The following is a 24,703-nucleotide window of genomic DNA, read 5'->3' on the forward strand; positions in this document are numbered from 1 at the left end:
GTGGCCGACCTTCGCCATCAAAGCGAGCGGAGATTTTCATGGGGCAGAAACTGAACAAATGGGCGGATGTCGAAGCGGGTCATCACAACCCGCTGGCCTATGCCGTAACGGCGCGGGACCAGTCGATCATCAACATGGTCGACACCGCGGTCCGCCACAAGGACGTGATGCTGGCCTACCAGGCGGTGGTGCCCGCCGGGCGCCAGACCCGGCCCGCCTTCTATGAGGGGCTGGTGCGGGTGCTCGACGAGACCGGGCGCATCATCCCCGCGCGCGATTTCATTCACGCCATCGAAACGACCGAGACGGGCCGCATCATCGACTGCCTCGCGCTGGAAAAGGGCCTGCGCGCATTGCACAAGTTCCCGGGTCTGCGGCTCTCGATCAACATGTCGGCGCGCTCTATCGGTTACGGGCGCTGGATGCGCTCGCTCAAACGCGGGCTGGGGCAGGATCCCACCATCGCCGAACGGCTGATCCTCGAGATCACGGAAAGCTCGGCCATGCTGGTGCCGGAACTGGTGGTCAGCTTCATGACCGACCTGCAGCGCAAGGGGATCAGCTTTGCACTCGACGATTTCGGCGCGGGCTTCACCTCTTTCCGGTATCTGCGCGATTTCTACTTCGACATCCTCAAGATCGACGGGCAGTTCATTCGCGGCATCGCCAACGATCCCGATAATCAGGTGCTGACCCGGGCGCTGGTGGGCATCGCCGAACAGTTCGACCTCGTCACAGTCGCCGAAAGCGTCGAACGGCCCTGCGACGCGGCCTATCTGGAACGGATCGGTGTCGATTGCCTGCAGGGCTATTTCTTCGGCGCGCCCACGGTTCATCCGCCGTGGGAGGAAATCAGCGAACAGGTCGCCTTCGCCTAATGTGACAACGCATCGTTGCCGCCCGTCTCTGCCTGAGGTAAACCCTCGGGCAACGGCGGGAATCCGAACGCCGCGCCCCGGCGTGGCCGCTCTGCCCCGCCATGAATGGAACTTATGGTGGAGGATACCATGACCAACGTAGTTATCGCATCGGCAGCGCGCACCGCTGTCGGCTCCTTCTCTGGCGCATTCGCCAGCACGCCCGCCCACGACCTGGGCTCGGCCGTGCTCGAGGCCATCGTCGACCGCGCGGGCATCGAAAAATCAGAGGTGTCCGAAACCATCCTCGGTCAGGTCCTGACCGCCGCGCAGGGCCAGAACCCCGCGCGTCAGGCCCATATCAATGCTGGCCTGCCCATCGAAAGCGCCGCCTGGGGCATCAACCAGGTCTGCGGCTCGGGCCTGCGTGCAGTGGCGCTGGGCGCGCAGCACATCCAGCTGGGCGATGCCGATGTCGTCGCCGCCGGCGGTCAGGAGAACATGTCGCTCTCGACCCATGCAGCGCATCTGCGCGCCGGCCACAAGATGGGCGATGTGAAATATATCGACACCATGATCCGCGACGGCCTGTGGGACGCCTTCAACGGCTACCACATGGGCCAGACCGCCGAGAACGTCGCCGAAAAGTGGCAGATCAGCCGCGAGGCGCAGGACGAATTCGCGCTCGCCAGCCAGAACAAGGCCGAGGCCGCGCAAAAGGCCGGCCGCTTCGATGACGAGGTGATCCCCTTCACCGTCTCGACCCGCAAGGGCGACATCGTCGTCGACAAGGACGAATATATCCGCCACGGCGCGACCATCGACAACATGACCAAGCTGCGCCCGGCCTTCACCAAGGACGGCTCGGTCACCGCGGGCAACGCGTCGGGCATCAATGACGGCGCCGCCGCCGTTCTTCTGATGAGCGCCGAGAACGCCGAGAAGCGGGGCATCACGCCGCTCGCGCGCATCGTCTCCTACGCCACCGCCGGTCTCGATCCGTCGATCATGGGCGTCGGCCCCATCCACGCCAGCCGCAAGGCGCTGGAAAAGGCCGGCTGGAAGGCCGAGGATCTCGACCTTGTCGAGGCCAACGAGGCCTTCGCCGCGCAGGCCTGTGCGGTGAACAAGGACATGGGCTGGGATCCGGAGATCGTGAATGTGAACGGTGGCGCCATCGCCATCGGTCACCCGATCGGCGCCTCGGGCTGCCGGATCCTCAACACGCTCCTGTTCGAGATGCAGCGCCGCGACGCCAAGAAGGGCCTCGCCACGCTCTGCATCGGCGGCGGCATGGGTGTCGCCATGTGCCTCGAGCGTCCGTAACCGAACCAGGGCACAGGCGGGGCGCATGCCCCGCCTTGGTCCCTTGATCCAGCGGACCGGACACAGCTTTCCGCAGACACCTGTAATGTGATTGCGCAATAAAGTTGCGCATCTGGACGGTGGACTGTAACAGACTTTCAAACATATTCAGCCAATCGGAGGATTTCATGGCACGAACAGCACTTGTTACCGGCGGGACCCGGGGCATCGGCGAGGCGATTTCAAAGGCGCTCAAGGCCGAGGGCTACACCGTGGCCGCCACCTATGCCGGCAACGACGAAAAGGCCGCGGCCTTCACCGAGGCGACCGGCATCAAGACTTACAAGTGGAACGCCGCCGATTACGACGCCTCCAAAGAAGGTATCGCATCGGTCGAGGCCGATCTCGGCCCGATCGACGTGGTCGTCGCCAACGCGGGCATCACCCGTGACGCGCCCTTCCACAAGATGACCCCGGACCAGTGGAAAGAGGTCATCGACACCAACCTCACCGGCGTCTTCAACACCGTGCACCCGGTCTGGCCGGGCATGCGCGAGCGCGGCTTTGGCCGGGTCGTGGTGATCAGCTCGGTCAACGGCCAAAAGGGCCAGTTCGCCCAGGCCAACTATGCCGCCACCAAGGCGGGTGATCTCGGCTTCGTGCGCAGCCTCGCGCAGGAAGGCGCCTCCAAAGGCATCACCGTCAACGCCGTGTGCCCGGGTTATATCGCCACCGAAATGGTCATGGCGGTGCCGGAAAAGGTCCGCGAATCGATCATCGGTATGATTCCGACGGGCCGTCTGGGCGAGCCGGAAGAGATCGCGCGCTGCGTGACCTTCCTCGTGTCCGACGACGCGGCCTTCATCAACGGCTCGACGATCTCGGCCAATGGCGGTCAGTTCTTCTCCTGATCGGGGTTTGACGACCAAATCGACAAGGGCCGGTCCGCGCGACCGGCCCTTTTTCGTGCCCCCTTCAGGATCTCGCGCGCGGGACTTTTCGCCCCAAAGAAAAGGGGCTGGTCATGCGACCAACCCCGTCTTTCCGTTTGCTGCGGGAAGGCACCCAAGCGCCCTCGGTATCAGGCCGATACGGACAGCTTTTCGATCTCTTCCTTCAGCCGCAGCTTTTGTTTCTTGAGTTCGGCGATTTCAAAGTCACTGGAACCTGGCGACCTTTGGGCCGTTTCAACCTGTTCCGAGAGGGATTTGTGTTTCTTCTTCAGTTCCTCGACATGTGAACTCAAGCTCATTAGATGCGTCTCCTCTCATGATGTTGAATGACATCTTCGAGTGCAGCACAAAAAATGGATTCTGTCACGCCGCACGCGCACGGTCGGCGATCCTTTAATCCGGACAAGTTGAAATTTCAGGCAGGAAAGGGCAGGGCGGCCCCAAGACGAAGCACCGCCGTCGTCGCCATCGTATAGCTGTCGCCGTCCTTTTCGTGCCGGTCGCCCGCGTGCAAAACCCACCCGTTATGAAGCTTGAAAGCCGCCCGCCCGCCGCGCCGCCCGCGCAGCAGGACCAGGCGCGCCGGCTGCCCCGCGCGTGGGACAAGCGGCAAAACTTCAAGACTTCCAAGGTGTTGCGCGGCGTGGCCCAAAAGCTCGGGTAGGCGCTCGGCGCGCTGGATAAAGGTGACGGTGCCGCGCGGGGCCGTGCGTTTCGCTGCCGCCGCGACCCAGGCGGCAAGCGGCGTCGATTCGCCAAGCGCGGTTTCCCGACCCGAATCCGTGGCCGGGGTCGAGGCCGCGCGGTCGAAATAGGGCGGGTTCGCCATCACGTGATCGAAATGCCGCGTGCGCAGGTCAGCGGGCAGATTGGCAAGGTCGCCGGTGATCACCTCCAGATCGATGCGATTGCATGTTGCGTTGTCCCGCGCCAGATCGGCGTAACCGGGCTGGATCTCCAGACCCGTCAGATGCACCCCCTGCACCCGGCGCCCAAGGCACAGCGCCGCCACGCCCGCACCACAGCCCAGCTCCAGCACCCGCTCTCCGGGTCTCGCGGGCAGGCTCGCGGCGAGCAGAACCGGGTCGATGCCCGCGCGATAGCCCGCCTTCGGCTGTGCGATCTGCAAGGCCCCGCCAAGAAAGGCGTCGCGCGTGACATCGGCGTCCGCGCTATCGCTCATTCACTGAGATCCCGTTGTCGGTCATCACCTGTTGCGCGTCTTCCAGATCGTCGTCGACAACCATCAGGCGGCGCGGAAAAATTCCGATCCCGCCTTCGAGGATGCTCATATTTACGTCCATTTCAAAGCAGTCTATACCCTCGCCCTGAAGCAGGGCCTTGGCAAAGGCGATCACGGTCGGGTCGGTGGTGCTGAGAAGCTGTTTCATGGGGATGACTTAAGGACACAGGGCTTTATTTGTCGAGCCATGTGACAGGAGTTAGATGGGATTGGATCACGCCGCCACCAAGCCGCACGAGGCCTTGGCCGCGCATCTTGAGGCCAAGATGCGGGACGTGAACGCGCTCATTCGCGATCGCATGGCCTCGCGCCATGCCCCGCGCATCCCACAGGTCACCGCACATCTGGTCGAGGCCGGCGGCAAGCGCCTGCGCCCGATGCTGACCCTCGCAGCAGCCGATCTTTGCGGCTACGACGGCACCTTCGACGTGCATCTCGCCGCGACGGTGGAATTCATTCACACCGCCACGCTTCTGCACGACGATGTCGTCGACGAAAGCGCGCAACGCCGCGGACGGCCCACCGCCAACCTGCTCTTCGACAACAAGTCGAGCGTGCTGACCGGCGATTATCTCTTCGCCCGCGCCTTTCAGCTGATGGTCGAAACCGGCTCGCTCCGGGTGCTCGATATCCTCGCCAACGCCTCCGCCACCATCGCCGAGGGCGAGGTGCTGCAGCTGACCGCGGCGCGCAACCTCAAGACGGACGAGGCCATCTACCTGCAGGTGGTGCGTGGCAAGACCGCCGCGCTCTTTTCCGCGGCGACCGAAGTGGGCGGCGTGATCGCCGGGGCCGATCAGGCCCAGATCGGCGCGCTTTTTTCCTATGGCGACGCGCTCGGTATCGCCTTCCAGATCGTCGACGACCTGCTCGATTATCAGGGCGACACCAAGGCGACCGGCAAGAATGTCGGCGACGACTTCCGCGAACGCAAGCTGACCCTGCCGGTGATCAAGGCGGTTGCGGCGGCAACCGAATCCGAGCGCGCCTTCTGGGCGCGCACCATCGAAAAGGGCGATCAGCGCGACGGCGATCTCGAAGAGGCGCTGCACCTGCTGGACAAGCACGGCGCGCTCGACGCGACGCGTCAGGATGCGCTCAGCTGGTCGGCCAAGGCCCGCGCGCAAATGGCGGCGCTGCCCGATCATCCGGTGCGCGACATGCTCGACGATCTGGCCGATTACGTGGTGGCCCGCGTCACCTGACGCGCGGCGCTATTCCCTCGATGCAAGATAACCTGCCGACCTGGCTCAGACCGGCGCGTTGAGCTTGGCTTTCTTGACCCACCAGGCCGGAAAGCCCTCGCGCAGGCGCCCCGCCGCCGATCCGGCGGTTTCGGCGTTGCGATAAAGCCCGAAACAGGTTCCCCCGGACCCCGACATGCGCGCAAGGCGGCAGCCCCCGGTGACCTCGATCGCGTTCAGCACCTGCGCAATGCGCGGCTGCAGCTCGATGGCGGCCTCTTCGAGATCGTTGCGCATACCCCGGATCCACTCGGCCAGTTCGGCGCCGCTCATCTTCTCCGGGATCGCCTCGGGCATCGGTGGGTTTTCCCGCGATTTCAGACGCGCGAACACCTCTTTCGTAGGCACCGCGAGGCCGGGATTGACCAGCACGGCATAAAGCGCGGGCAGTTCGCGCATCGGCGTGATCTCGTCGCCGATATTGCGCATCCGCGCCGCTCGGTTGCCAAGGCAGACCGGCACATCGGCCCCAATTTCGGTCAGATCGTCGGGAATGGGCTTGCCCGTCAGCCGGCTGATCAGGCGCAGCGTCGCGGCGGCATCTGCCGATCCCCCGCCAAGTCCGGCGGCATGCGGCAGGATCTTCTTCAGCGCGATCTTCGCATCCGTGTCCATCATCTGTGCGGCCTTCCAGACGAGGTTGCTCTCGTCCGTGGGCACGCCCTTGGCCATCGGGCCGGTCACCTGCAAGCTGGTTTTATCGGCCAGGCTCACGCGCACCGTGTCGCCCACATTGGCGAACATCACCAGCGAATCAAGCAGGTGATAGCCATCCTCGCGCTGACCCGTGACATGCAGGGTCAGGTTGACCTTGGCCTGTGCCAGCGCCTCAGCCGTCATCGTCTGCGACCTTCAGCGGCGGCGCGCCCTCTTCGGCCAGAACCTCGTCCAGCCCGACCTCAAGCTTGCGGCGGATTCGGTCCGGGTCGATATCGGGCGACGGGTCGTCCTCGTCCACGAAGGACAGCGCGCGTTTCCACTGAAACCGCGCCTCGGTCTTGCGTCCCACGGCCCAGAGCACGTCGCCCAGGTGATCGTTCACCACCGGATCCACCGGCATCAGTTCGGCGGCGCGCTCCATGTGGCCGATGGCCTCGTCATAGCGGCCCAGCCGGTAGAGAACCCAGCCGAGGCTGTCGACGATATAGCCGCTGTCGGGCTGCCGCTCGACCGCCTCCTCGATCATCGCCAGCGCCTCGTCGAGCTTGATCTGCTTTTCCACCAGCGAATAGCCGAGATAGTTGAGCACCTGCGGATGTCCGGGGTTCAGCTCCAGCGCCTTGCGGAAATCCGCCTCGGCCTCCTGCCAATTGCCCTGCCGCTCGTGGCTGATGGCGCGGGCGTAGCGCACGAACCACTGGTCGCTCTCCAGCGCCGTGTACCGTTCCAGCGCCGCGTCATAGGCGGCGACGGCGGCGGCGAAATCCTCGGTCTGGCGATAAAGATCGCCGGCGGCGACATGCACCAGGGGCAGGTCGGGATTGGTCTCGCGCAGCTGCGCCAGAACCTCGATGGCCGCGTCGGTCTTCTCCGCCCGGCGCAGCGATTCCGCGCGGCCCATCTCGGCCGCGGCAAAGGACGGATGATCGCGCGGCACGCGCTTGTAGGTCTCGACCGCAAGCTCGTAGCGTTCCAGCGATTCCAGCAGTTCGGCCGCCATGATGATCGCGTCCACATGTCCCGGATGCAGGTACTCGGCCATGCGTGCATAAAGCAGCACGTAATCCTCGCTCGCATCGTTCAACAGCGCCTGACCGATGGAGTAATACACCTCCGCCAGCCCCTCCTTGGCCCCCGTGATCAGGCGGAAGGGCACCGGCAGGCCGCTTTCCAGCTCTGCGCGCAGCGCCGCGATCTCGGGGTCGAGCGTCGTGCCAAAAGCATCGTCGAGCACCGCGACCGCTTCGTCGTTGCGCTCCAGCTGGCTCAGAACCTCGGCCCAGGCGATGGTGCCCCGCCGCGTGCGCTGCAGCGGCGCTTCGCCATTGCCGGAAAAGATCGCCTCTGCGGCCTCGAAATCCCCGACCGAGGCCAGCGCGAGGGCCTTGTGATAAAGCGCGAAACTGCGCAGCCCGCGTTCCTCGGCGACAGCATCGAAGGCGACAAGGGCCGCGTCCACATCGCCCCGGCCCAGTTGGACCCAGGCCCGGGTCAGCCCGTCGGCCAGCTGCCCGATGCCGCGCCCCGCCTCCAGCCGCTCCAGCACCGCGTCATAATTGCCGGCTTCGATGTCCTCGACGATCAGCGCCATGAAGGCGACCTGGCTTTGCAGGCCTTCCGCATCGATCTTCTGCGCCACCGTCGCGGCCCGGTCGATATCGCCCAGCGCCATATAGGCGATGACGGCGTTTTCCAGCAGGGCGGGGTTGGAACTGTCCCGCGTGATCGCCTCGCTCAGATACCGCGCGGCGGCGGAAAAGTCATTGGCATAGCTTGCCTGCCGCGCCGCCAGATAGGCGCCCACGTCTTCGGTCGCCGTGGCGGGGATCGCGGTCGCGGCGAGGGTGGCCGTAACGGCCCCGGCTTTCAGGAATCTGATGGTCACGGTCTGCCTGCCTGTGTTCTGAAGATTTGGCGCAGAGCCTAGTATGCAGCGCCGCCCAACGCAATGAGGGCGGCCCATTTGCCGCCCTCCTGTAAACCCTAAACGGATCTGCCGCGTCACATGTTGGGGTAATTCGGCCCATCCCCGCCCTGCGGCGTGGTCCAGTTGATGTTCTGGCTCGGATCCTTGATGTCGCAGGTCTTGCAATGCACGCAGTTCTGGAAGTTGATGACGAACTGCTGTTCCCCGTCCTTTTCCACGAACTCATAGACCCCCGCCGGGCAGTACCGCGCCGACGGTCCGGCATATTTCGGCAGGTTGACGCTGACCGGGATGCTCTCATCCTTGAGCTTGAGATGCGCGGGCTGGCTTTCCTCGTGATTGGTCATCGAGAAGCTCACGTTGGTAAGCCGGTCGAAGCTCAGCTTGCCATCGGGCTTGGGGTACTGGATTTCCTTGTGGTTCTTCGCCGGTTCGGTCGCCTCGGCGTCCGACTTGCCGTGGCTCATAGTGCCGAAGGCCGAAAAGCCCAGCGTGTTGGTCCACATGTCGAATCCGCCCAGCGTCAGCGACGCCGCCAGGCCGTATTTCGACCACATCGGCTTGACGTTGCGCACCTTCATCAGGTCCTTGCCGATGGCGCCCTCGCGCACCTCTTTTTCGTAGGCGCTCAGCTCGTCGCTGGCGCGGCCCGCCTCGATGGCGGCATGCGCGGCCTCGGCCGCTGCCTTGCCCGACAGCATCGCGTTGTGGTTGCCCTTGATGCGCGGCACGTTGACCATGCCGACCGAACAGCCCAGAAGCGCCACACCGGGCGCGACCATCTTGGGCATCGACTGATAGCCGCCCTCGCTGATCGCCCGCGCGCCATAGGCGACGCGCTTGCCGCCCTTCAGAAGCTCGGCCACCATGGGGTGATGCTTGAACTGCTGGAACTCCATATAGGGGTAAAGATGCGGGTTCTTGTAGTTCAGGTGGACGACGAAACCGACATAGACCTGATTGTTCTCAAGGTGATAGATGAACGATCCGCCCCCGGCCTTCTTGCCCAAGGGCCAGCCCATCGTGTGCGTGACCGTGCCCTCGCGGTGCTTGGCCGGGTCGATTTCCCAGATCTCTTTCATGCCAAGGCCGAATTTCTGCGGCTCCTTGCCCTTCGACAGGTCGAATTTCGCGATCACCTCTTTCGACAGGCTCCCGCGCACGCCCTCGCTCAGGAACACGTACTTGCCATGCAGCTCCATCCCCGGCTCATAGCTCGGCCCGGGCGTGCCATCGGGGTTGCGCCCGAACTCACCTGCCACAACGCCCTTCACCTCGCCGTTCTCGCCATAGACGATCTCGGAACACGCCATGCCGGGAAAGATCTCGACCCCCAGCTCTTCGGCCTGCTCGGCCATCCAGCGGCACACATTGCCCATCGACACGATGTAATTGCCGTGATTGTTCATCAGCGGCGGCATCGGCCAGTTCGGCACGCGCAACTTGCCGGCCTCGCCCAGCATGTAGAAATTGTCTTCCTTCACCGGCACGTTCAGCGGCGCGCCCTTTTTCTTCCAGTCCGGGATCAGCGCATTTAGGCCGCAGGGGTCAAGCACCGCGCCCGACAGGATATGCGCCCCCACTTCCGAACCCTTTTCCAGCACCACGACCTCGCGGGACGGGTCAAGCTGCTTGAGCCGGATCGCCGCCGAAAGGCCCGCCGGGCCCGCGCCGACGATGACGACGTCGTATTCCATGGTTTCGCGCTCTGTGTCGGACATGCTGTCCTCCTTCGTTCGGGTCCACCGGGGGCGTCGCCCGGACATCAAATTTCGCATCTGGTTAGCGTGAGGTCTTGCGCGCCGTCAATTGGAACACGACGTTACACCCGCGCAACAGCGGCAAAATTACGCGCTCTGCCCGGCCATTGTGCCCCCGGAGGGCCGCGCGCCACTTGCAATCGTCGCGCGGCTCGGGGCACTCTGCCGCGCAGTTCGATGACCATGACAGACGGGGCCGTGATGCGCGGCCCCGCATTGACGAAGGGACACGCGGGATGGAAAAGATTCCCATGACCAAGGAAGGCTTCACCGCGCTCGAGGCGGAGCTGAAGCACCTCAAATCGGAAGAACGGCCCGCCATCATCCGCGCGATTTCCGAGGCGCGCGAACATGGCGACCTGTCGGAGAACGCCGAATACCACTCGGCCAAGGAAAAACAGTCCTTCATCGAGGGCCGCATCAAAGAGCTCGAGGGCGCCATCAGCCTCGCCGACGTGATCGATCCGAAAAAACTCAACGGTTCGATCAAGTTCGGCGCTACCGTCACGCTCGTGGACGAAGACACCGACGAGGAAAAAACCTATCAGATCGTCGGCGAATACGAGGCCAATATCGAAAAGGGCCTGCTGAACATAAAGTCGCCGATCGCCCGCGCGCTTATTGGCAAGGAAGAGGGCGATAGCGTAGAGGTGCGCACGCCGGGCGGCGAAAAGTCCTACGAAGTGCTGAAAGTCGCCTACATCTGATCGGGTCCCGCGCTCATGTCCGACCGTCCCAAGACGTCGCCTCCGCAGCCGCCGCTTTACGACAAGGGGCAAAAGGCGCGGGTCACGTCCGTTGAAATCATCGCGCTGTCGCTCTCCGTGCTGTGGCTGGCGGGCACGGCGGTGTTTTTCGTCGTGCTGGCGCCTTCCGGCATGTTCGCCGAGAGCGGCGGCGCGCTGCAGTTCATCATTGTTCTGCTGGCGATCTTCATGCCGGTGGCGGTGATCTGGGTCGCCGCCGTGGCCGCCCGCGCCGCCCGTGTGATGCGAGAGGAAAGCCAGCGCCTGCAGACCGCGATCGACGCGATTCGCCACGCTTATGTGCAACAGGCTCAGGCCGGCAGCGCCGCGGTGACCGAACCTTCGGTGGCCAAGAAGCTTGACGAGATCGCGGCGGCGCAGCGCAAGACTGAAACGGCGCTCGCGACCTTCTCCACGTCGCGAGAGCCGATCCGCCCCCGCTTGGCGCCGACCCCGGCGCCGGTCGCCACCGGCGATCAGGTCGTGCTGCCCCTCGGCACCTCCGCCGAGGATATGGCCCCGCCGCTCGAAACCGCCGATTTCATCAAGGCGCTGAACTTCCCCGAGAACGCCGAGGACAAGGCCGGGTTCGCCGCGCTGCGCCGCGCGCTGAAACACCGGCCCACCGCGCAGCTGGTGCAGGCCTCGCAGGATATCCTCACGCTGATGTCGCAGGATGGCATCTACATGGACGACCTGCGCCCCGACATGGCCCGCCCCGAGGTCTGGCGCCGCTTCGCCGCTGGCGAGCGGGGCCGCGCTATCGCGCCCCTGGGCGGTATCCGCGACCGGTCCTCGCTGGCGCTGACGGCGGCACGGATGAAAAAGGACACGATCTTCCGCGACGCGGCGCATCACTTCCTTAGGCTCTTCGACCGCACGATCTCCGGCTTCTGCGAGACGGCGACCGACGCCGAGATCTCCGAGTTCTCCGACACCCGCACGGCCCGCGCCTTCATGCTTCTGGGCCGCGTGGCGGGCACGTTTCACTAGCGACGGGGTGGGGGGCTGCCATCGCCCCAGATCACGGTCCGGTCACAGATGTCGACACACCGGCGGCGCGACCGGGTGAACGTGTGCGAAGGCGGACCTTCAGTTCGACGTTCGGAAGCCAACCTAGCCGGGCTTGAAACAGACAATTTGAACAGGGTGTGTTCTGCGTTCTTCGATGTTCCGCGCCGCATTTCGCACAATCTGCGGCGTCAGGTCACCCAGCAGAATGTGCGTGCCGAATGCCGGAACCTCACCCTTCTCGGCGAGGTCGATGGCACGTTTGTAACCCTGTAGATATCTTTCGCCTGTGTCTCTGACCTCGATGTCGGCGAAACCTGCCTTTTTCAGCGCGGCAACCGTATCGGACGGTCGCATCAGGTAGGCGCCGGTTCCATCCTCTGACCACGGCACGGGATGATGGGGGTCGCCCAGCTCTCCCAGTCCGTGCTCAGTCAGCGCAAAAAATGCACCGGGTTTCAGCACCCGGAAGGCTTCACCGAAAAACACGTCTCGGTCCGGGACGTTCATCGTGACGTGCTGCGTGTAGCCGCCATCGAATGTTTCACCTTGATAAGGGAGTTTTTGGCCATCTCCGTGCTGGCACTTCACGGCATCTTCCATCCCCACGAGCACACTCAGCTTGTTGGCGGCATCTACGAACGGGGCCGTTATGTCGATGCCGTCAACATGGCACTTGAAACGTTTCGCAAGATACCGGGCGGGGCCGCCAAGACCACAGCCGATGTCGACAAGGCGATCACCTTCTTTGATGGGAAGAACGTCAGCAAGCTCAACGGTTGCCGGGAAACTTCTGGCATGGAAATGATCCACAGGTGCGAGCTGCTCGACCGTGACAGAAGTGGGATCGAGGCCCGCCGTTTCCATCGCGTCCAGGATCCGGGAATATACGTCTCCCTTGCCCCAATGATCCGAAATAGCCTGGGCATCTGTCATCTGAGCGACTCCTACCTTCGAGGCCAAGGTATCACACCACCGAGCAACTTGTTGTACAGGTTCATTCTGTCAGCTTCGGGTTTCCGGTCATCAGCTGCAACAAGCGCCACGTTTTGCTCCGCGGACCTATCAGTCATTCAAAAAAGCCCGTTGATTGGCGACACTTTACTGGATAGCGGCCGTTTGACGGAGGCCACGGGACTGACTTCCAACCGTCTCCTCACAGACATCTATCACTGACTGTAATGTACAGCGAACTCAACATTGAGGTTGAACTGTTGTAAGTTGAGACTTGGTTGGCACACCTTCCGGAGATGATGGTCGCCTTTAGCGCCGGAGCGGCTCTACAAAAACCTATCAGCCATTGGCCATGGCCAGTTGCGGCCATACGGTTTAAAATTCAAAGCCATCAAGATCCTTGAGGTACGCTTCGAAAAAGTCCGTAAAGGTGGCTACCAGCGGTGGCAAGGCTTCATAGGGTGGGTAAAAGAGTGATAACCAGAGTGGCGGTAGTGACCAATCCTCAAGTACTTGAATGACCTCTCCGGACGTGATCCCGCGAGCAACATGGAATTCCGGCAACATAACCATGCCAGCACCTGATCGCGCAAACTGGTATAGAAGATCACCGTTGTTGGTGTGGATAGATCGACCAGCGGTAAACGGTCGTTTCAAAGCGCCTTTCTCGAACCGCCAGACCTCTGGAATATCTTCCACGCCGTATGAAAGGCAAATATCCTGGTTAAGGTCCTCGGGTGTCCTTGGAATCGGGTGACTATCGAACAGCGATGGTGCCGCCACAATCTGCATTGGCACCTCGCATATCTTTCGCCAAATTGTCGATTTGTCAGTCGGAGCGCTAGACACACGTATGGCGAGATCGCACGACTCCGAAACGATGTCGACAAGCCGATCCGTCAGGCGGATATTCAAATCGACATTTGGATAGGCCAACCGAAAACTCTCAACGAATCTCGGCATGATCCTCAGGCCAAAGGACATGGGCGCGTTGATCGACAACCTTCCCCGGTGAGGTTGTATCTCTCGCTCTAGGTCCTGTTCGACCTTGTCAAAAGCTTCCACCAGCGGACGGTACCGAGCGGCAACGAGCGCTCCGGTTGACGTGAGCGATACTTGTCGTGTCGTGCGTAGCAAGATTTGCTGACCGAGATCTTCCTCGAGTTTGGCGACGATGCGGGTCACGGTCGCAGGCGTCATCCTTAAGGATTTTGCCGCTGCAGCAAAGCTTTGGAGACGTGCGACTTCGAGGAATACGCGGACTGATTTGAGATCTTGCATGCCGAAATCGTTATCATAAATGCAATAAAATATGCAATTCAGTTATTATAGTTTTTGATAACCGCATCGCTATCTTTATCCCAATGCAAACAACAACGGCCTGGAGGCGGACCATGGAAAAGCTGATCAAAGGCTTGCATCACGTCACTTCGATGGCGGCGGATGCCAAGGAAAACAACCAGTTCTTCACGCAGGCGCTTGGGCTACGCCGGGTCAAGAAGACCGTGAACTTCGACGCGCCTGAGGTCTACCACCTCTACTATGGTGACGAAGTCGGGACGCCCGGATCGGTGATGACATACTTCCCATTAGGCCGGATGCCGCGCGGCAAGCGTGGCGTCGGCGAGGTTGGAGTGACGGAGTTCGCCGTCCCCAAGGGTACACTTGATTTCTGGCAAGAGCACCTCGCCGAGAAGAGTGTCATTGGCCTAAAGGCCGACAGCTTCCTTGGCGAAAATCGTATGGAATTTGATGGCCCCGATGGCGAAAGTTTTGCGCTGGTCGAAGCCGATCCTGAAGGTCGCACTGCCTGGACCGGCGATGGCATCGGCAGCGGTGAGGCCATTCTGGGCTTACACGGCGCGCGGTTCCGGCTGCGCGATGCGGCGGCGACGGGCGAGCTCCTCCAATTCATGGGCTATGAAAAGGAGGACACGGCAGGTTCAGTCATCCGCTACCGGATCGATGGCGGCAATGCGGCCCGGACCGTGGATCTGGAAGAGCTTCCAGACGCGCGCCACGCCAATCAAGGCGCCGGTTCGGTCCACCACATCGCGTTTGCGGTAGAGGATCGCGTCGCGCAACTGGAGGTGCGCGAAGCGCTCATGGACACCGGCTATCAGGTCACACCTGTGATCGACCGCGATTACTTCTGGGCGATCTACTTCCGCACGCCGGGTGGTGTGCTTTTCGAGATCGCCACCAACGAACCTGGATTCGACCGCGACGAGGACACCGCGCATCTCGGCGAAGCCCTGAAGCTTCCCGAGCGCTATCGCCCCTGCCGCGATCAGATCGAAAAACGTCTGCCTGAAATCGCCTGAGGAGGGCCGAATATGTCAGTCGAAAGCTACAAAGCCCTGACAAAAGTACCAGAACGCGATGCGCCGCTCGTCTTTGCCTTCCACGGCACTGGCGGAGATGAACAACAGTTCTTTGGTCTTGCGCAAGAGCTGGTCCCCGGCGCGGGCGTGATTTCGCCCCGGGGCGACGTTTCGGAAATGGGTGCTGCGCGTTTCTTTCGCCGCACGGGCGAGGGTGTCTACGACATGCACGATCTTGCCCGGGCGACGGCCAAGATGGCGAGCTTCGTAGAGGCTTGGAAAGAAAGATATCCTGACCGGCCCGTTTATGGGTTTGGGTATTCCAACGGCGCGAATATCCTTGCGTCCGTGATGATGGCACGCCCGGATCTTTTTGATCGCGTGGCCTTGCTGCATCCTCTTGTTCCTTGGGAGCCCGCATCGGTATCGGGGCTGAAGGGTCGTCAAGTTCTGATCACCGCTGGGCGACACGATCCGATCTGTCCCTGGCCGATGACCGAACGCCTCGTGTCCTGGTTCAAGGCACAAGGCGCGCAACTGGCCACCAGCTATCACGATGGTGGCCACGAGATGCGCCGGGAAGAGCTGGCCGCCATGGCGCAGCTTCTGCGGGCCCACCCTCGGGCGGATGCAGCATGAACTGGGCGCCGTATCTGCTCTCACTGGGCGTCGGTGTCGGCGTGGGTGTGATCTACGGGCTTGTGTCCTTGCGGTCTCCTGCGCCGCCGATCATCGCATTGCTCGGCCTCCTGGGCATGCTCGCCGGAGAGGCCGCCGTGCACTGGCTGAAAGGCCATGCCCAACCAATCGCCCATGCGCTGCACCTGAAATCCTTCGAGGTTGGTCAGCAAAAGCCACCCTCGGACACCACCAAAAGCGAAACCTGAACCCGAACCAAGGAGCAACCAACCCGATGTCCAAACTTGACGTTCTCACCCCCGAAAACAGCCAGGTGATCTTCATTGATCATCAGCCTCAGATGGCATTCGGCGTGCAGTCGATTGACCGGCAAACGCTGAAGAACAACACCGTGGCGCTGGCCAAGGCAGCCAAGATCTTTGGCATCCCGACCATAATCACAACGGTCGAGACCGAAAGCTTTTCCGGCCACACCTATCCCGAACTGCTGGACGTGCATCCCGACGCTCCGCTGCTGGAGCGTACATCAATGAACTCGTGGGATGACCAGAAGGTGCGTGATGCCCTGGCCAAGGGGGCCGCCGAAGGCCGCAATAAGATCGTTGTCTCAGGGCTTTGGACCGAGGTGTGTAACCTAACCTTTGCGCTCAGCTGCATGGCCGATACGGAGTACGAGATCTACATGGTCGCCGATGCGTCCGGCGGCACGTCCGAGGACGCACACAACTATGCCATGGATCGCATGGTGCAAGCGGGTGTCGTACCCGTGACCTGGCAGCAGGTGCTGCTGGAATGGCAGCGTGACTGGGCCCGCAAGGAAACCTATGACGCGGTCATCGCGCTGGTACAGGAGCATTCCGGCGCCTACGGCATGGGCGTCGATTACGCGTACACCATGGTGCATAAGTCGCCTTCGCGAACCCAGCACACCGGGAAAACGCTGGAAGCTGTGCCCGCCGCGCCCCTCGCAATCGAGTAGGCACACCGCCGCGCCCGTCAGCCGGGCGCGGCCCCTGTCCCCTTTGCATAACGGAGGCTGCCATGGCCGATACCATCCTTTTCAACGGGAATATCACCACGATGGACCCCGACGCGCCCGAAGTGACGGCCGTCGCCCTGTCCGGTGGCCTCATTCAGGAAGTCGGTTCCGATGGAGACATCCTGCGCCTCAAGACGACCGAAACCGATGTCATCGACCTTGGCGGCCAGCGCGTCATTCCGGGCCTGATCGACAGCCACACCCATATCATCCGGCAGGGCAACAACTTTGCCATGGAGTTGCGCTGGGACATTGTGCCGTCGCTGTCTGACGGTCTTCGCATGTTGAAGCAGCAGGCCGAACGGACGCCTGCGGGCCAATGGATCCGCGTGGTGGGCGGCTGGTCCGCCGATCAATTCGCCGAACGCCGTCTGCCGACGATCGACGAGATCAATGCTGTCGCCCCTGACGTTCCGGTTTACGTGCTGCACCTCTATGATCGTGCCTGGCTGAACAAGGCGGCCCTGCGCGCCCTTGGGATCGATAAGCATTTCTATGAACCCTTCGTCTCTGGCCGTCTTGAACGTGACGACAAGGGTAATCCGACCGGCCTTGCGATGGCACGCCCGAATGCGCAACCGCTGTATGCGCTTTTGGATATGGCGCCAAAGCTCGATTTTGAGGAGCAGGTCATATCGACCAAGCACTATTTTCGTGCGCTCAACGGCCTTGGTCTGACCTCTGCGCTCGACTGTGCGGGCGGGTTCCTTAACTACCCTGACGATTACGGCGTCATCTCCGAGCTCAATAAGCGCGGCGAGCAAACCGTCCGCATCGGCTATCAGCTGTTTGCGCAGCGCCCGCTGTTCGAGCTCGACGATTTCAAGCGCTGGAATGACATTGTGAAGCCGGACGCGGGGGATGACTACCTGAAATGCGTTGGCGCGGGCGAGATGCTGGTGGCTTCAGCCTACGACTTCGAGGATTTCAGTTATCCGCGCCCCGAGCTGCCAAAGCGGATGGAGGGTGACCTCCGCCCAGTGCTCGAGTTTCTGTTCGATAATCGCTGGCCGATCCGTTTCCATTGCACCTACGAGGAAAGCGCGCACCGGTTGCTCGACGTTGTTGAGGAGGTGGGTCGTGATCGGGGGCTCGATGAGCTGAACTGGATTTTCGACCACGGAGAGACGATTACCGAGGCCACGATGGAGCGTGTCGCGCGCCTCGGTGGCGGGATCAGCTACCAGAACCGCATCGCGTTTCAGGCCACGGCCTATGAGGACCGTTATGGCGAGGCCGCATTGAACGATGTGATGCCGGTCAAGAAGATAATGGCCTCCGGCGCGCCACTGGCCGCGGGGACAGATGCCACGCGTGTCTCGTCTTACAATCCGTGGCTCGCCATCCATTGGGCGGTCTCGGGCAAGGGCCGTGGCGGCGATGTAATATGGCAGGCGGCCAACCGTCTGGACCGGCACGACGCGCTACGCCACTGGACGGCGGCAGGCGCCTGGTTCAGCCGCGAGCAGGGGAAGAAGGGTCAGATCAAGGCAGGCCAGTTCGCTGATCTTGCCGTGCTCGACCGAGACTACTTTGCGGTGCCCGAGGACGACATCGTCAACATCGAGGCCGACCTGACCTTCACCGGCGGCAAGGTCGTGCACGCCAACGGGGCCTTCGCGGCCCGTGCACCTGCGCCCCTGCCGGGACTGCCCGACTGGTCTCCTGTGCCCGTCTTTGGCGCACCCGGGGCGACCATAAACCAGAAGACGTCGCAGGTTGCGGAATGATACCAAGCGGACCGGGCCGAACCTGGCTCGCACCTTACCTTCAGAGAGACGACAATGGCTGACGTTACGATCACTCGCACCGATACAGGGACCAAGGCGCGCTATGTCGCGACCATCGAGGGCGTCGAAGGAGAGGGCGAGCTGACCTTGTCCAAGGTGTCCGATACCCTGATCATCGCCGATCACACTGGTGTGCCGGACACTATGCGCCGGATGGGCGTGGCGGGCACCCTGGCCGAGCGCTTGTTCGCGGATGCACGCGCTGCAGGTCAGCGGATCGTTCCCCTGTGTCCGTTCGTTCGCGGCTATGCGCAAAAGCGCAAAGAGGAGACCTCTGATGTCACCCAGTGGTAATCCGGCCGCCGACCCGGCCCCCATTGCTCCAACCGGGCCGTTTTCGCCCTTCATGCACCGCGCCTTTGCGCTTTTGTGGACGGCCACGCTGATTTCTAATGTGGGCACCTGGATGCACGATGTCGGCGCGGGCTGGTTGATGATCACTCTCAACTCGTCCCCTGCCGTTGTGTCACTGGTGCAGGCTGCAACTACGTTACCTGTGTTCTTGTTTGCGCTTTACGCAGGCACTCTCGCGGATCGGCTGGACAAACGCAGGATGCTCATAACAGTCAATGTTGTCTTACTTGTGCTCATCTCGTTACTCACGCTTCTTGTCCATTTCGAGTTGGTCACACCGGTCATTCTGATCCTCTTCACGCTCGCCATCGGCACAGGTACGGCCTTCATGGCGCCGGCATGGCAGGCGATCGTTCCCGCGCTCGTTCCGCGTGACGCGTTACAGCCCGCGATCGCACTCAATTCCATGGGCATCAACATCAGCCGTGCGATCGGCCCGGCCCTTGCTGGGGTTCTGATTGCATCTGTAAGTCTGTCTGCCCCGTTTGCGGTAAATGCCGCCAGCCATGTGGTGATCATCATTGCGCTGGTGCTCTGGCGATACGATGGAACGGTTACCAAGACCTCGCAGCCGGTGGCCAATGCTATGCTCACGGGCCTCCGGCATGTTGCACATAACGCACCGCTCAAGGCGACGTTGATGCGGTCATTTGCCTTTTTCATCTTTGCGTCGGCGTATTGGGCACTGTTACCACTGGTCGTGCAGGGCATCGAGGGTGGCGGCGCGGAGTTGTACGGACTGCTCCTGACCCTGATCGGCACGGGCGCAGTGGCTGGCGCTCTCACAATGCCGAAGTTCCGCGCCAGGGTAGACGGCAGCACGATGGCTCTGCTTGGAACCCTGGGCACCGCAGCCGCCATGGTAATTCTGGCGACCGCCGCGGTGCCCTATCTTGCCGCCGCGGCCGCGTTGCTTGGCGGTTTCAGTTGGATCGCTGTGCTGACGACGTTCAATGTTTCTGCACAAACTGCCCTGCCCAACTGGGTGCGTGCACGGGGTCTTGCGATAAACCTGATGGTCTTCTTTGGCTCAATGGCCTTGGGATCCACCGCATGGGGGCAAGTGGCGACAGCCACATCAACGACGACAACAATGTTGATTGCCGCCGCGGGGCTGATCGTAGGAGCCGTTTTGACCCGCAACGTCAAATTGGGTCAGGGCGAACAGCTTGATCTGACACCGTCTATGCACTGGCCCGCACCTGAGGTCGCCCTGCCCGAAGATGGCCTGGCAGCGCGCGGCCCTGTGATGGTTACCGTTGAATATGTCATCGATCCTTCACAGGCCGAAGCCTTCCTTGCTGCATTGATGGACCTGTCTCAGGAACGCTGGCGGGATGGCGCGTTTGAATGGCGGTCCTATCAAAATGTCGAGGAGCCAGAGCTGTGGATTGAAGCCTTCAGCATCTCAAGCTGGGAAGAGCATCTGGCGCAGCATGCTCGGGTTTCGAACGCCGACAAGGTGGTTCAGGACAGGGTAAGAGCTTTCGACAAGCGAGAGAACGGGCCGATAGTCAAGCACTTTATCGCGCCATGATGGAACGGCATGAACACATACGAGCGTAGGCCCTGAAAACGCTCGTCGTCGCAGGGTTGCTGCTGCCTACCCATCTGTCGACAGCCTGGTCGGCTGGAAAGTACCCATTCTGCGCGCGGAAATACCCTTGAAGTTCAACGGAATGACGGGAGGTGTGCGCGGCGATTGTGGGGAGCCAGAGCCAAGTTTCTCGGGAAGCGTGCGCACCGCTGATCTCGCCAGCCGCTCAGCCAGATCGTCACGAGAACCGCGCACCGTGCCGCTGTGAAGTATTGCGAGCAAAAGGTCCGAAGTGGCGAGCAAACCGGTCCATTCCGGCTGCTGCGAGTTGGTCCGCCTTGGGCTCGTTCCGGTCGTTAGCTGCACAATGCGCTAAGGTCTAGTGTGCGGACTTAATGTATCCCGCCCGATGCTTGGCTTGCCACCTGTGAAACTCACGCTGCGACAGGGTTATCTCTTTGGTCAGCTGATTAGTCCCAGCTGCCGAGCGATGGTTGCGCTGTCGTAATAATCCCGGCCCTCGACCACCATGCCGTCTTTGACGCGCATCACTGAACAATACCGGACTTCAGCTTTCTTGCCGGTTGGCTGAAAATTTCCAAGGCTGGAGCGCAGAACGCCGGTATGTGTGCCAGTGTTCCGAAACTCGACCGTAGCCCATTGCCCGTCTTGGCTGACAATGACGTTTTCGACTTTGCAAAGCCCGTCAGGGAATGCCTCTCGCCAGCGATAGTAGTCAGATTTGTAGGCTTCCTTGCCGGGAAGCTTCTCGCCTCGGGCAATATCCTCAAAAGCACAGTCTTCAGCGATGACCTCCGCGCCGCGATCTGGATCGCGCATATCCCACGACTCGTGAAATTGTCGAACTACCTTTTCAGTAGGGTGCATGTTCCTGGCCCCTTATGGGTGTTGGTTCGGCGAGATTAGCAGCCGGCCTTCACAAGTCCACTGGAATGGCTATTCGGGGCTCTTTCCGGTCATCAGCTGCAACAAGAGCCAAGGTCCGCTCCGCGGGCACAGAAGTCTTTCACTGCGGTGCCGCGCTCGAAAGCTCATTGAAGGATCGCGCCGAGGAAAATGCTATCACCGGCCAGTTCAATGCATCAGTTAAGAACCGATCTGGAAAACGCAGCGAGTTCGTCATTAAAACGGTTAGCATCCTCACAAAACGGAGCGTGCCCCACACCCTTGTACTCCGAAGATTGGCCATATGGTACATGCGCGATGATCGTTTCAGCCATCTTGGGCAAAACGATGCTGTCTCTGTCGCCGAAGGATACCAGAGAGGGTTTTTGCAAACGCTCCAATTCAGGGGTGAAGTCATCTTCGCGTTGAATGAGACTGGCGCGCACAAAGGGCTGCACAAGCATGTTCCATCCCATCGCCAATTCCATGTCTTTGGCGTCTAAGGGTTGTTCGAAGCAGACGTGCAGAAATCTCTGGATTGCTTGGAGCGCGACCACCTGATCATCCGAACAGGCCGGCGGTGCGTTCTCCAAAAAGCCAGGCCCTATATGTGAACCAAACCACTTTGGACCTATGCCAACAGCCGCTCCGACAAAATTGATGCCGCTGATGTCCTCGTCACCGTAACGTCGAAGGTAATCGCTTATTACCAAGCCGCCATACGACCATCCAACCAGGACCGGCCTTTCTAGTTCGAGCGTTTTTATAATGCTGTTGATGTCTTCGGCCCAAAGATCGCCGTGCGAGTAGCTCTCAGCGTCCTTTGGTGTATCAGACTGGCCATGGCCTCGAAGGTCGACCGCGACCAGCCTGTGGCTGTCAGCAAGCGCGCTCTCGAATTGCTTTGCCCAACACATATGATGTTGTGACCAACCATGAATGAACAGTATTGGCATACCCGTGGAGAGACCAGTTTCCCGCGCGTGAATCTTTATGCCACCGCCACCTTCAACAAAATGCGCGTCCATTTTCTGGCCTTTCTCAAGTCTTCAGGATGGAGCCGAGCATATCACAGATCGCTCGGTATTTCTGAACTGCACGAGAGGAAGCCCATCAATCGTTTGCACTTGCATGCCCGCTGCCTACTCCTCGCAAACGGTGCTGCCCAATTCCCAACGAAGAAGGCCGTAAGCGGTTGTTCGTCCCGCTTGGCGCGAAGGTCCGCGATGCGGACTAATCGGTCTTTCGCCCGAATGGGTCATGCCGGCGCTATCGGCCCAAACCTGCCGTTAACAGTCGCATGTCCCTGCCGCGTTGCAGTCAGTCAAGGCCGCCATTCGACACGCGCCTGAAACGAAGAGGCCATGCTCATAACGCAGCTGTCAAAAAACGTCTGACCCGCGCCAGTCAAACGGGCAATGCTTGGAAGAACTTACATTCCACTCGAACTCAAGGCCGAAGGCGTTCACCTTGCAAACCGTGGATTTCCCCCAGGTGACAATCTGACCGGGGCCGACCTCGCAGCCAGGCGCGCTGCTCAGTCTTGGCGGTTCGTCAGGGGCGCTTGTGGGACCGATAAGTGCGTTCGCCCACGCTTTGACTTTGCCAGGGATATCGACCCCCCATCGAGACTGGTTGGGCGCAATCTCGAAGGAAAATGCACCACGTTCAGACCCAAGAGATTCTCTTCCGCGCCCACCGCACTTGGCAAACTCCTGCGGCCAGCCGCCCACATTGCCGGAAAATATTCTTGTAATCGCTTCTGCTTGAGCATCGCTGGCCCGGGCATCGATAATGGAACCGCCACGGACGAATGCTTCGTAATCCCAAAGATTTCCCTCAAAGTATCCCACCCGGACAAGGCAGAGATCATCAAGTTTGACAGTCTCGAAGTGACCTTCCCGGATATGGTAAAACAGCACGAACTCGCAAAGATTTTTGTCCGGTGACTGACCGAACGTGCAGGGGCAGGCGACTTTGCAACTGCAGTTGTCAAACCAGTCGCCGATGACGTGCCAGTCAGGAAAAGCAGGCATTTCATGCACTCTTTTTTTAGTCACCTGGGCACTCAGGCCGCGCCCCATCCGATCCGCATTCACAGGGGCCGAGAGTATGGTGACGACAACATCTTATCACGAAACGGCAAGAAAGTCGCTTTTGGGCTCGAAGCCGCCACCATAGGCCTCTCCGCATCTGTCAAAGCCCACCCCTTCCATTTCTCTGGCGTCCGAGTGACGGCGACAGACGTCGCCGGCGCTGCCATTCACGGTCAAGATGCGCGGAAAGCTGGGGCACAGAACCCGGAACCGGAGACGGTCGCCTGCGGCGGCGCCAGGCGTTCAGAAAAGTCTGCGAAACAGGCCCCGAACCGAAAAACTTGCCAAAAAGCGATGCGTAAACCATAGTTGTCGGCACGTCTCCCAGCGAAAACTCGCTGGGATAACAAGATTGAACGCGATGATCTCATCGCATCGTCTGGCCAAATACCGTGGTCGTTTGAAGAAAATAATTTTGGGGAAGATAGAATGAAAACAAGATCTCAATTCAGGACATGCTTGGCGGCTGCTGCTGCGGCTCTCGTCCTTTCGACATCAGCCAATGCGACAAGTCTGACCGTGTTCACTGACCGGACCACGTTCGATGCAGCGACGAGCAACCTGTCGCTTGAGACCTTCAACGGCGTGAGCGGCCAGCCGAACTTCGTGAACACACCTCTGGTCGTGAACGATCTGACGCTGGAGACATCCGGCACGAGCGTTTTGGGCGGCGAACGCAACGCCATTGATCAGCCCCCGGCGCAATTCGTCCCTGACTTCGACATTGACGGCACGGCGTCTGCGAACATTCTTCTGAGCGCTGCAGATCATGTCTTCTCGGTCACCTTTGCGTCGGCCGTGACAGCCTTTTTCGCTGATTTTGCGGCTCTTAACGATAATCAATTGCGCACGCAGATCTCCGTGAACGGCACGGTCGTGACGCCTGCGACCACAAGCGGCAACATCGTCCGGGGCTTCGGCTTCACAAGCGACACTGCCTTTACCTCGGTGCGGTTCACTTATGTCGACAATGACGGTTTCACTATGGACAACGTGGCCTATGGTGGCGTGGCGCCGATCCCGCTTCCGGCCTCGCTGCCCCTGCTTCTTGCAGGTGTCGGGGCGTTCGGATTGCTGCGCCGGCGTCGCGGGCAGGTTGCGGCCTGAAGAAACGAGATCGCGCGCGCTGTCCGGACCGGGCCGTGCGCGCGCTACACGCTTCATGTGTGAAGCCCGAAAATGGCGGTCAGGACGCTCGACATGGTCTTTCGGCCAGAGATGAGCCCCATGACCTGGGTTGAGATTTGACCGACACTGGTTCGTCACCGGCCATTTAGGCGCACTCAACCCCGATAGACACAGTTCTGCTTTCGCCTCGGGAGAGGTGGAAATCTGCTTCTTTTCTGTCTTGGTCGATT

The 24,703-nt window shown here is 61.2% G+C and carries 25 protein-coding genes; 14 read left to right on the forward strand and 11 right to left on the reverse strand.

The genetic code is table 11. From position 1 onward, the window contains the following. Positions 1-38: 38 nt before the first annotated feature. From EZV60_RS08050 to phbB, 3 genes are all read left to right on the forward strand, one after another. Positions 39-878 (forward strand): EAL domain-containing protein, encoded by an 840-nt coding sequence (locus EZV60_RS08050; RefSeq protein WP_135504133.1) that lies wholly within the window; start codon positions 39-41, stop codon positions 876-878. A 129-nt stretch (positions 879-1,007) separates the two neighbouring features. Then, positions 1,008-2,183: an acetyl-CoA C-acetyltransferase gene (locus tag EZV60_RS08055; protein WP_135504135.1), complete on the forward strand. Its 1,176-nt coding sequence runs from the start codon at positions 1,008-1,010 to the stop codon at positions 2,181-2,183. Positions 2,184-2,350: 167 nt separating this feature from the next. After that, positions 2,351-3,073: an acetoacetyl-CoA reductase gene (gene phbB, locus EZV60_RS08060; protein WP_135504137.1), complete on the forward strand. Its 723-nt coding sequence runs from the start codon at positions 2,351-2,353 to the stop codon at positions 3,071-3,073. A gap of 170 nt (positions 3,074-3,243) precedes the next feature. Here phbB and EZV60_RS08065 read toward each other — a convergent pair whose 3' ends face one another. The 3 genes from EZV60_RS08065 to EZV60_RS08075 all read right to left on the reverse strand — a co-directional run bounded on the left by EZV60_RS08065 (position 3,244) and on the right by EZV60_RS08075 (position 4,506). Beyond that, positions 3,244-3,414, reverse strand: a complete 171-nt coding sequence (locus tag EZV60_RS08065) for a YdcH family protein (RefSeq protein ID WP_135504139.1) — start codon at positions 3,412-3,414, stop codon at positions 3,244-3,246. A 116-nt stretch (positions 3,415-3,530) separates the two neighbouring features. Next, positions 3,531-4,298, reverse strand: coding sequence for a tRNA1(Val) (adenine(37)-N6)-methyltransferase (locus tag EZV60_RS08070; RefSeq protein WP_135504141.1), 768 nt, complete (start codon positions 4,296-4,298; stop codon positions 3,531-3,533). Then, positions 4,288-4,506 (reverse strand): putative signal transducing protein, encoded by a 219-nt coding sequence (locus EZV60_RS08075; protein ID WP_135504143.1) that lies wholly within the window; start codon positions 4,504-4,506, stop codon positions 4,288-4,290. Before EZV60_RS08075 ends, EZV60_RS08070 begins: the two co-directional genes overlap by 11 nt. 55 nt (positions 4,507-4,561) lie before the next feature. Here EZV60_RS08075 and EZV60_RS08080 point away from each other — a divergent pair, with 55 nt between their 5' ends. Continuing rightward, on the forward strand, positions 4,562-5,563 hold the full coding sequence (locus EZV60_RS08080; RefSeq protein ID WP_135504145.1) for a polyprenyl synthetase family protein: 1,002 nt from the start codon (positions 4,562-4,564) through the stop codon (positions 5,561-5,563). Between the two features lie 45 nt (positions 5,564-5,608). Here EZV60_RS08080 and EZV60_RS08085 read toward each other — a convergent pair whose 3' ends face one another. From EZV60_RS08085 to EZV60_RS08095, 3 genes are all read right to left on the reverse strand, one after another. Next, a complete protein-coding gene (locus tag EZV60_RS08085) occupies positions 5,609-6,442 on the reverse strand; it encodes a 4-(cytidine 5'-diphospho)-2-C-methyl-D-erythritol kinase (RefSeq protein WP_135504146.1) in 834 nt (277 codons plus the stop codon). After that, positions 6,432-8,147 (reverse strand): tetratricopeptide repeat protein, encoded by a 1,716-nt coding sequence (locus EZV60_RS08090; RefSeq protein ID WP_245306250.1) that lies wholly within the window; start codon positions 8,145-8,147, stop codon positions 6,432-6,434. Before EZV60_RS08090 ends, EZV60_RS08085 begins: the two co-directional genes overlap by 11 nt. A 116-nt stretch (positions 8,148-8,263) precedes the next feature. Next, the gene (locus tag EZV60_RS08095) at positions 8,264-9,910 is read right to left on the reverse strand and encodes an electron transfer flavoprotein-ubiquinone oxidoreductase (RefSeq protein WP_135504151.1); all 1,647 of its coding nucleotides are present in this window, start codon (positions 9,908-9,910) and stop codon (positions 8,264-8,266) included. 275 nt (positions 9,911-10,185) lie between these two features. Between EZV60_RS08095 and greA the strand changes: the two genes are divergently transcribed. Beyond that, entirely contained in the window at positions 10,186-10,656 is a 471-nt protein-coding gene (gene greA, locus EZV60_RS08100; protein WP_135504153.1) for a transcription elongation factor GreA, read from the forward strand. A 15-nt stretch (positions 10,657-10,671) separates the two neighbouring features. After that, the gene (locus tag EZV60_RS08105) at positions 10,672-11,688 is read left to right on the forward strand and encodes a hypothetical protein (RefSeq protein WP_135504155.1); all 1,017 of its coding nucleotides are present in this window, start codon (positions 10,672-10,674) and stop codon (positions 11,686-11,688) included. A gap of 123 nt (positions 11,689-11,811) precedes the next feature. On the opposite strand, the gene EZV60_RS08110 is transcribed toward EZV60_RS08105, so the two are convergent. Together EZV60_RS08110 and EZV60_RS08115 are read right to left on the reverse strand one after the other, a co-directional pair. After that, positions 11,812-12,642, reverse strand: a complete 831-nt coding sequence (locus tag EZV60_RS08110) for a class I SAM-dependent methyltransferase (protein ID WP_135504157.1) — start codon at positions 12,640-12,642, stop codon at positions 11,812-11,814. A gap of 393 nt (positions 12,643-13,035) precedes the next feature. Further along, positions 13,036-13,941, reverse strand: a complete 906-nt coding sequence (locus EZV60_RS08115; protein ID WP_135504159.1) for a LysR family transcriptional regulator — start codon at positions 13,939-13,941, stop codon at positions 13,036-13,038. Between the two features lie 113 nt (positions 13,942-14,054). On the opposite strand from EZV60_RS08115, the gene EZV60_RS08120 reads away from it, so the two are divergent. The 7 genes from EZV60_RS08120 to EZV60_RS08150 all read left to right on the forward strand — a co-directional run bounded on the left by EZV60_RS08120 (position 14,055) and on the right by EZV60_RS08150 (position 20,343). Further along, complete coding sequence (locus tag EZV60_RS08120; RefSeq protein ID WP_135504161.1) at positions 14,055-14,984, forward strand: VOC family protein; 930 nt, start codon at positions 14,055-14,057, stop codon at positions 14,982-14,984. Positions 14,985-14,996: 12 nt separating this feature from the next. Continuing rightward, the gene (locus EZV60_RS08125) at positions 14,997-15,623 is read left to right on the forward strand and encodes an alpha/beta hydrolase (protein WP_135504163.1); all 627 of its coding nucleotides are present in this window, start codon (positions 14,997-14,999) and stop codon (positions 15,621-15,623) included. Continuing rightward, entirely contained in the window at positions 15,620-15,871 is a 252-nt protein-coding gene (locus tag EZV60_RS08130) for a DUF1427 family protein (protein ID WP_135504165.1), read from the forward strand. Before EZV60_RS08125 ends, EZV60_RS08130 begins: the two co-directional genes overlap by 4 nt. Positions 15,872-15,897: 26 nt before the next feature. Further along, positions 15,898-16,602 (forward strand): hydrolase, encoded by a 705-nt coding sequence (locus tag EZV60_RS08135; protein WP_135504169.1) that lies wholly within the window; start codon positions 15,898-15,900, stop codon positions 16,600-16,602. 62 nt (positions 16,603-16,664) lie between these two features. After that, positions 16,665-18,392, forward strand: coding sequence for an amidohydrolase (locus EZV60_RS08140; protein ID WP_135504172.1), 1,728 nt, complete (start codon positions 16,665-16,667; stop codon positions 18,390-18,392). Positions 18,393-18,446: 54 nt separating this feature from the next. Beyond that, on the forward strand, positions 18,447-18,746 hold the full coding sequence (locus EZV60_RS08145) for a GNAT family N-acetyltransferase (RefSeq protein ID WP_135504175.1): 300 nt from the start codon (positions 18,447-18,449) through the stop codon (positions 18,744-18,746). After that, positions 18,730-20,343 (forward strand): MFS transporter, encoded by a 1,614-nt coding sequence (locus tag EZV60_RS08150; RefSeq protein WP_135504178.1) that lies wholly within the window; start codon positions 18,730-18,732, stop codon positions 20,341-20,343. Before EZV60_RS08145 ends, EZV60_RS08150 begins: the two co-directional genes overlap by 17 nt. 462 nt (positions 20,344-20,805) lie before the next feature. Here EZV60_RS08150 and EZV60_RS08155 read toward each other — a convergent pair whose 3' ends face one another. The 3 genes from EZV60_RS08155 to EZV60_RS08165 form a co-directional block, all read right to left on the reverse strand. Continuing rightward, the gene (locus EZV60_RS08155; protein ID WP_135504181.1) at positions 20,806-21,231 is read right to left on the reverse strand and encodes an ester cyclase; all 426 of its coding nucleotides are present in this window, start codon (positions 21,229-21,231) and stop codon (positions 20,806-20,808) included. Between the two features lie 215 nt (positions 21,232-21,446). Further along, complete coding sequence (locus EZV60_RS08160; protein ID WP_135504183.1) at positions 21,447-22,277, reverse strand: alpha/beta fold hydrolase; 831 nt, start codon at positions 22,275-22,277, stop codon at positions 21,447-21,449. Between the two features lie 354 nt (positions 22,278-22,631). Then, positions 22,632-23,333 carry a DUF1326 domain-containing protein gene (locus tag EZV60_RS08165; RefSeq protein ID WP_135504186.1) on the reverse strand — a complete coding sequence of 234 codons (702 nt, stop codon included), beginning with the start codon at positions 23,331-23,333 and terminating at the stop codon, positions 22,632-22,634. Positions 23,334-23,864: 531 nt separating this feature from the next. Here EZV60_RS08165 and EZV60_RS08170 point away from each other — a divergent pair. Beyond that, on the forward strand, positions 23,865-24,452 hold the full coding sequence (locus tag EZV60_RS08170; protein WP_245306251.1) for a VPLPA-CTERM sorting domain-containing protein: 588 nt from the start codon (positions 23,865-23,867) through the stop codon (positions 24,450-24,452). The last annotated feature ends 251 nt before the right edge of the window (positions 24,453-24,703 follow it).

The sequence above is a fragment of the Roseovarius aestuariivivens genome, assembly GCF_004761875.1.
Lineage (GTDB): Bacteria > Pseudomonadota > Alphaproteobacteria > Rhodobacterales > Rhodobacteraceae > Roseovarius > Roseovarius aestuariivivens.